The organism is Streptomyces bobili, assembly GCF_002154575.1.
Lineage (GTDB): Bacteria > Actinomycetota > Actinomycetes > Streptomycetales > Streptomycetaceae > Streptomyces > Streptomyces bobili.
On the sequence record NZ_MUBA01000131.1, the window covers coordinates 1 to 7,645 of the forward strand.

Here is a 7,645-nt window from a genome sequence, read left to right on the forward strand (position 1 = left end):
CATCCGTCACGTGCCGGCCGCCGTCGACGCCGCCGGTGAGGTTCCAGATGAGCCAGGAGTCGATCGTCCCGAAGGCGATCTCGCCGCGCTCGGCGCGGTCCCTCAGGCCCGGCACGTTGTCGAGCAGCCAGGCCGCCTTGGGCCCGGAGAAGTAGCTCGCCAGAGGCAGTCCGGTCTGCTCGCGGAAGCGGTCCTGGCCGTCGGTGCCGCCCAGTTCGTTGCAGAGCGCGGCGGTCCGGGTGTCCTGCCACACGATCGCGTTGTGCACGGGCTTGCCCGTGGCCCGGTCCCACAGCACGGTCGTCTCACGCTGGTTGGTGATGCCGAGCGCGCTGATCCGGTCCGCGCGCAGGCCGGCCTTGGCGATCGCTCCGGCGACGACCGCCTGCACCTTGGACCAGATCTCGGTGGCGTCGTGCTCCACCCAGCCGGGCTTGGGGAAGATCTGGCGGTGTTCCCGCTGGTCGACGGCGACGATGGCGCCGTTCCGGTCGAAGATGATGCAGCGGCTGGAGGTGGTGCCCTGGTCGATCGCGGCGACGTACTTCTCGGCGTTGTCCGTCATGGCTACCCCTTGGGCTGGGTTCAGAAGGCGACGTTGTAGAGGAGGCCCGCGAGCACTCCGCCGATCAGCGGACCGACAACGGGGATCCACGCGTAACCCCAGTCGGAGGTGCCCTTGTTCGGGATGGGCAGGAAGGTGTGCACGATGCGTGGACCGAGGTCGCGTGCCGGGTTGATGGCATAGCCGGTCGGTCCGCCGAGCGAGAGGCCGATCCCGACGACGAGCAGGGACACGATCAGCACGAGAGTGCCGGACTCCCCGAGCCCTTTCGTCAGACCGAAGGCGAGAATCGGCAGGACGAGCGCGACCGTCGCGATGATCTCGGTGATCAGGTTCGCGACCGGATTACGGATCTCGGGAATGGTCGAGAAGATGCCGAGCGTCGGTGTCGGCTCCTCGGCCGTCCCCTCCGTGGTGCCGGTCTGCCGTACGTTCGCCTGGAACTGTGCCAGATAGACCAGGTAGGCGAGGACGGCGCCGATCATCGCGCCGAGCAACTGGCCGAGCAGGTAGACCCAGACCTTGCCCCATACGCCGGTGTCCACCGCGATCCCGAGGGTGACGGCCGGATTGAGGTGCCCGCCGGACAGCGGCGCGGCGGTGTAGGCCCCCGCCAGGACGGCGAACCCCCAGCCGAAGGCGATCACCACCCAGCCCGAGGCCCGCGCCTTGGAGTGTCTGAGGGTGACGGCGGCGCAGACGCCCGCGCCGAACAGGATGAGAATGGCGGTACCGATGGTCTCGCCGACGAATATGTCTGCGTTGCTCATGGCGGCTCCTAGGCCGGCCCGGGTGATGATCCCCGGCGCTCCGTGCAGGGTGCGGTTCCCGTGGCTGCTTCAGCCAGGGCAGGGAGGTCCCGCGCCCCGCCCGGCGTCCGTGACGAGCGTGCCGTCGAAGCCGAATCGCCCTTGGGGAAGGGGCCATGAGGGCATGGAGCCCTTGTGGCGCAACGCCTGGATACGCCGAGAATGTACGGCGATGTCGGCTGACAACGGGAAGTGTTCACCGGCGCCCAGGGAGCGTCAAGGAGGCCGACGGCAACGGTTGGGAAGCACGGGTACCGCGGGCCGGTACGACGGCCGGGATTCCGCCGGACTCCGCGAGCACGACGTCACGGGAGCCCGCCACCGTCATGCGAGGCGCGGAGCAGGCTCTGTACGGCGGCCCCCAGGGTTGGCGATGTCCTTTGCCGGGCGCTCTGCGTCAGACGTGCCTGAGGGCTTTGGTGGGTTCCTTCGGCCTGGTCAGGAGGTCACTTGAGGCGGGCACGCAGGGCGCCCGGCGGCCCCTCGCCCCCAAGGACGCTCAGCCCACCCCCGGTTCGGCTCCCAACGGCCCTGCGACCGACTCCGGCCCTGTCCCCGGCGGCCCTGACGGCGCCTCTGCCGCCACGACCGGCGTCACCCCTCGCCGGATCTCGTACCCGGGCAGCCCCGCGTGACCCAGCACCCAACTGGCCCCGCGCAGCGCCTTCGCGGCCTTCTTGAGCGGCGCGAGACAGGCCGCCGCCTCACGGTGATCCGTCACTCCGCCAGGCATGCACAGGACCGTGGCCAGTGACAGCGCGACCGGGAGCCCGCCCGCCGACCAGGGCGCGTCCAGCACGGAGGCGGCCAGCGGAGCCAGGCTCTCCGGATCGGCCAGCACGAGGAAGTCGTCCCCGCCGATGTGCCCCACGCGCGTGTTGCCGGATGCCGCGAACTGCAGCGCCCGGCCCACCGCGCGGATCAACTCGTCGCCCGCGGCGAACCCGGCGCCGTCATTGACCTGTTTGAAATGGTCGACGTCCAGCCAGCTCAGCGCGAAGGACCGGCCGTCCGCGATCCGCCGGTCCACCTCGCCGGTGATCGCGTCCGAACCCGGCAGCCGCGTCAGCGGGTTCAGCCCCGCCGCCTCCTCGACCCAGGACTCGGCCAGCGCCCGCACGAGGTCGGCGAGCCGGACGACGCCCACACACCGCCCGTGGCGGTCGACCGCGGCGACATCGTCGGAGGTACGGTCCCGGTCGCCGTCCGCGACCACGTCCAGAACCTCCCAGGCCGTGGCGTCGATGCCGACCGTTCGCGGCGGATCACCGAGCTTGGCAGCGGGCCGGTCGGCGTACAGGGCGTGTCCGTAGCGTGCCGACATCGACAGCAGGAAGCGCGAGCGGTGCAGTGAGCGGACGGGCACCCCCGTGCGGTCCACGAGCAGCACCCCGGACACGTCGGGCGAGCCTGTCAGCAGTGCCCGTACCCGGCCCGCGGAGGCGGTTGCGGGCAGGAGCGCGGCCGGCCGCAGGAACTCCCGCACCGATGGGCCCGAGCGGGGCGCCCAGGCGCCGTCGGGGGAGCGCGGCGGCAGGTACACGTCCGCCGCGGGCAGCCGGGCCGGAGGTGCGAACAGCTCACCCTGGGCGAGCTGCGCGCCGGCCGCCAGGGCAGTCGCGCACTGCAGTTCGGTCTCCACCCCCTCGACCGTCAGCAACGCTCCCAGCTCGTCGCACAGCGTCCGCATCGCCCGTACCGCCGCCGGCCGGGTCAGCAGGGACGCGTCGAGTTTCACCAGGTCAGGTGCGATGTCCGTCAGGAGCCGCAGCGGAAGGTCCCCGTCGCCGACGCCGTCCGCGCTGATCCGGAACCCCTGCTCCCGCAGTCCGCCGAGTGTCTCCAGCAGCGCGGGCTGGGGCACGTGCGTGTACGGCGGCACGACGTCCAGCGTCACCTCCCACGGCAGCCGGCCGGCCTCGCGCACGGCGTCGTACAACGGGGTGAGACCACCGAGATCGGCCAGAGTGCCGGCGAACACGTTCACATGCAGCGGCAGCAGCGTCTCCCTGCGCGCCGCGGCCCGGATCGCCAACACGGCGACCCTGCTGTCGATTTCCGGGTCCCGCCGGGCCTGAGCCAGGATGTCGCCACTCTCCGGGCGGGCGAGTATCTCCAGACCTGCCACCGCTCCGGTGGCCAGATTGACCACAGGCTGGAAGGCGAAGCGGAGAGTATCCGTCCAGGAGCGCACGGCAGCATGATGGCGCTCCCGACGCCTGCCCAGGCCCAGTTCATAAGACGTTCACGCAGGCTTCCGGCCTGGTCACGCAGCGTACGACCCGGACGAGGCACATGGGTACGGCGCCAGCCGCCCCTTCCTGGTTCGCTCACCGTCCATGGGCGGTGAACGGCTGCCCCCTCACCGCACCGCGACCACCGCCGAACCGTGCCCGAACAGCCCCTGGTTCGCGGTGATGCCCACGCGCGCGTCAGTCACCTGACGTCCGCCCGCCTGACCTCTCAACTGCCAGGTCACCTCGCAGACCTGCGCGAGCGCCTGCGCCGGAACCGCCTCCCCGAACGAGGCCAGCCCCCCGCTCACGTTCACCGGTATACGACCGCCCAGTGCGGTGGCGCCGTCCCGCAGCAGCTTGGTTCCCTCACCCTCGGCGCACAGTGCGAGATCCTCGTACCACTGCAACTCCAAAGCGGTCGACAGGTCGTAGACCTCGGCCAGGGACAGGTCCTCCGGCCCGATGCCGGCCTCCTCGTAGGCCGCCGCGGCGATCGACGCCCGGAAGGCCCGCCCGGCCGGCTCCACCGCCGCCGCGGAGTCGGTGGCGATGTCCGGCAGATCCAGCACGGCGTGCGGATAACGCGGCGTGACCGTGGACACCGCACGGATCCGCACCGGGTCCGCCGCCCCGTGCCGCCGCGCGAACTCCAGGCTGGACAGCACCAGGGCCGCCCCGCCGTCCGAGGTCGCGCAGATGTCGAGCAGCCGCAGCGGGTCGGAGACCACGGGGGAGGCGGCGACCTCCTCGGCGGTGACCCGCTTGCGGTAACGCGCGTACGGATTCAAGGCTCCCGCCGCGGAGTTCTTCACCTTGACCCGGGCGAAATCGTCGGCCGTGTCCCCGTGCACCGCCATGCGCCGACGCGCGTACAGCCCGAAATACGTCGGATTGGTCGCGCCGAGTACGCGGAACCGCAGCCAGTCCGGGTCGTCCGGCCGGTCGCCGCCCGCGGGCCGGAAGAACCCCTTGGGCGCGGCATCGGCCCCCACGACGAGCACGACCTCCGCCAGACCGGCGAGGATCTGCGCGCGTGCCGCGTCGATCGCCTGGGCGCCGGAGGCGCACGCCGCGTACACGCTCGTCACCCTGGCGCCCTGCCATCCCAGGGCCTTGGCGAACGTCCCCCCGGCGACATATCCGGGGTAGCCGCCACGCACCGTGTCCGCGCCCACGATCGAGCCGACGTCCCGCCAGTCCAGGCCGGCGTCGGCGAGTGCCGCGCGCGCCGCCACCACCCCGTACTCGACGAAGCCGCGCCCCCACTTGCCCCAGGGGTGCATGCCCACGCCGAGCACCGCCACCTCCGCCGTCATGCCCGCACCTCCTTCGGCCGCCAGTACCAGGTCGTCCAGGTCGTCTCCGCGTCCTCGCCGAGCACGCCGGGGACGACCTCCACCTCCATGCCCACCGCCAGATCGGCGACGGTGACACCTGGAACAGCCTGTCCCAGTACCACCATGCGCTCGGACTCCAGCTCCACAGCGATCAACGCGTATGGCTCCCAAGGAAGTTCCGCATCGGTCACATAGGGTGACGGTGGCCGGTAACGGCTGTCCGTGTAGGACCAGACGCGTCCGTGCCGCGACAGGGGGAACTCCCGCAACTCGCCGCCCGCGCAGCCCGGATTGCGGCAGTGGGTGTCCTCACGGGGGAAGAAGACCGAGGCGCACCGCGCGCAGCGCGTCCCGATCAGGCCGAAGTCGTCACCGTCGCCGCCGAACCACCCCGCGACCACAGGCGTGCGTGTACGTGACACAGTCCCTCCCGGCAGGTGAGCTGACGGAACGTCAGGAGTGTGGCACGCTCACCGGGAAAAGTGCAGAGCGCGCGGCTTCCGCGGACGAACCGCAGCGATCGTCTTCCCGAGCGGGACCGAACCTGATAGGTGCAGGGAACATGACACGACTTTCCGGCGCGGTACGCGGCGTCGTCACCACACTCGCCACCCTGCTCGCCGTGACCACCGCGTCGGCCACGGCCCGCGCGGACACCGGACCCAAGGCCCCGGCCGACTTCGTCGCCCTGCGAACCGTGGACCGGACGATCCTCCAGGAGATGCGCTACTTCACCCCGCACAACTTCGTCGGCGAACGCATCGACGGCTACCAGGGACCGCTGTGCATCCTCACCCGGCCCGCCGCCCAGGCCCTGCACAAGGCCCAGACGAAGCTCCTGCGCCGGGGCTACACGCTCAAGGTGTACGACTGCTACCGGCCCCAGCGCGCGGTGAACCACTTCGTCCGCTGGGCAGAGGACCTCGACGACCAGGCGATGAAGCGGGAGTTCTACCCGAACGTCGACAAGACCCGCCTGTTCGAGGACGGTTACATCGCCGAGAAATCCGGCCACAGCCGCGGCTCGACCCTGGACGTCACGCTCGTCGGACTGCCGGCCCGACCGACCAGGCCCTACGTACCCGGCGAACCCCTCGCGCCCTGCTTCGCGCCACAACAACAGCGCTTCCCGGACAACTCCGTCGACATGGGCACCGGATACGACTGCTTCGACACCCTCAGCCACACCCTCGACCCGCGTATCCAGGACGAACAGCGGGCCAACCGGCTCCTTCTGAAGAGCACGCTGGAGGAACTGGGCTTCGTCAACCTCGCCGAGGAGTGGTGGCACTACACCTTCAAACCCGAACCCCACCCGGACACCTACTTCGACTTTCCCGTCTCCGCCAAGTCCCTCACCAGGACCCCTGAGCCACGCGCGCACAACGCCCGCCCTTGATCGGATACAGTCCGCGCGTGTCCGAAACTCAGCACTCCACTTCCAACTCCGTGCCCGACTCCCACTGTTCGGGATGCGGAGCGCCTTATGGAGAGGGCGTCACCGGCTGGCCCCGCACCTGCCCGGCCTGCGCCACCGTCGCCTACCGCAACCCCCTGCCGGTCGCGATCGCTCTCCAGCCCGTGTACGACACGAAGGGCACCGCCCTCGTCGTCATCACCCGAACCATCGCCCCCGCGCGCGGAGGCATCGCCCTGCCCGGCGGCTACATAGACCACCGTGAGGAGTGGAAGCAGGCCGTCGTCCGGGAACTCCAGGAGGAGACAGGCATCGAGGCCGCGAGCCGTGACGTGCGCCTCGCCGACGCGATGAGTTCGCCCGACGGCCACCTTTTGCTGTTCGGTCTCCTCCCGGAGCGCCCCGCGGACCGTCTGCCGACGTCGGCCGCCACCGACGAGACCGAAGGCTGGCACCTCCTGCACAGGCCGGAGGAACTGGCCTTCCCGCTGCACACCATCGCCGTCCGCGCGTTCTTCGAGGGCCGCTACATCTGAGCCGATCCACCGAGCCCGCGTACGCGCACGGGGTAGGACGGCTCACGCACGCCGTCCTCACCCTCCAGCTCCACGACGACCCCCCGATCGCCGTCCCAGCGGGCGACGTACCGTTCGATCTCGGACTCCTCCCAGCCGTCGCCCGCGTCCCGCACCACCATCCCGCCCCCCGCCATGCCCCGGGCAGGCTCCCACACCTCCAGCTCCAGACCGCCGTCCGCCCCGCGCACCGGCACCACCGCACCTGCGCGCGCCAGCACCGGTATCCGCCCCGGAGGCGCGTCGACGAGCACCCGCCCCGGCCCCTCGAACGGCAGCCCTGTCGCCGTGTCGTACCAGCGCCCCCGCGGCAACCTCACCGCCCGTCGGTCCACTCCCGCGTCGAGCACCGGTGCCACAAGAAGCGAGTCACCGAGCAGGAACGCGTCCTCACAGTCGCGCAGCGCCCGGTCCTCCGGAGCGCCCCACCACAGCGGCCGCACGTAGGGAGCCCCCGTCCGCCGGGCCAGATGCGCCAGCGTCACGAAGTACGGCAGCAGCCGCCGACGCTCGACCAGCGCCACGCGCGCGTGCTCCAGAACCTCGGGCCCGAACTCCCACGGCTCCCCGCGCCCCGCCCGGGGACCGGCGTGCGTACGGAACAGCGGCAGGTAGGCGCCCAGCTGGAGCCACCGCAGATACAGCTCCGGAGAGTAGTCGCCGGCGGAACCTCCCATGCCCGACCCCGAGTACGGCACCCCGCAC

General features: G+C 71.2%; 8 protein-coding genes. 2 read left to right on the forward strand and 6 right to left on the reverse strand.

Features of this window, described 5'->3' with window-relative positions:
- From BZL64_RS12065 to BZL64_RS12085, 5 genes are all read right to left on the reverse strand, one after another.
- A partial coding sequence (locus BZL64_RS12065) for an FGGY family carbohydrate kinase (protein ID WP_244205310.1) occupies window positions 1–565 on the reverse strand: 565 nt, incomplete at its 3' end.
- A gap of 20 nt (window positions 566–585) precedes the next feature.
- Complete coding sequence (locus BZL64_RS12070) at window positions 586–1,335, reverse strand: MIP/aquaporin family protein (protein ID WP_086768928.1); 750 nt, start codon at window positions 1,333–1,335, stop codon at window positions 586–588.
- Between the two features lie 538 nt (window positions 1,336–1,873).
- Complete coding sequence (locus BZL64_RS12075) at window positions 1,874–3,568, reverse strand: GGDEF domain-containing protein (RefSeq protein ID WP_086768930.1); 1,695 nt, start codon at window positions 3,566–3,568, stop codon at window positions 1,874–1,876.
- A gap of 168 nt (window positions 3,569–3,736) precedes the next feature.
- Complete coding sequence (locus tag BZL64_RS12080) at window positions 3,737–4,927, reverse strand: lipid-transfer protein (protein WP_086768933.1); 1,191 nt, start codon at window positions 4,925–4,927, stop codon at window positions 3,737–3,739.
- Window positions 4,924–5,349: a Zn-ribbon domain-containing OB-fold protein gene (locus BZL64_RS12085; RefSeq protein WP_086768935.1), complete on the reverse strand. Its 426-nt coding sequence runs from the start codon at window positions 5,347–5,349 to the stop codon at window positions 4,924–4,926. The genes BZL64_RS12080 and BZL64_RS12085 overlap by 4 nt, the downstream gene beginning before the upstream one ends.
- Window positions 5,350–5,510: 161 nt before the next feature.
- On the opposite strand from BZL64_RS12085, the gene BZL64_RS12090 reads away from it, so the two are divergent.
- The gene (locus tag BZL64_RS12090; RefSeq protein ID WP_086768937.1) at window positions 5,511–6,347 is read left to right on the forward strand and encodes a M15 family metallopeptidase; all 837 of its coding nucleotides are present in this window, start codon (window positions 5,511–5,513) and stop codon (window positions 6,345–6,347) included.
- A 17-nt stretch (window positions 6,348–6,364) separates the two neighbouring features.
- The gene (locus BZL64_RS12095; protein ID WP_086768939.1) at window positions 6,365–6,901 is read left to right on the forward strand and encodes an NUDIX domain-containing protein; all 537 of its coding nucleotides are present in this window, start codon (window positions 6,365–6,367) and stop codon (window positions 6,899–6,901) included.
- Here BZL64_RS12095 and BZL64_RS12100 read toward each other — a convergent pair.
- Window positions 6,892–7,645: glycoside hydrolase family 31 protein (locus BZL64_RS12100; RefSeq protein WP_244205311.1), on the reverse strand; the 754-nt coding region annotated here is incomplete at its 5' end. The two genes, BZL64_RS12095 and BZL64_RS12100, sit on opposite strands and share 10 nt — an antisense overlap.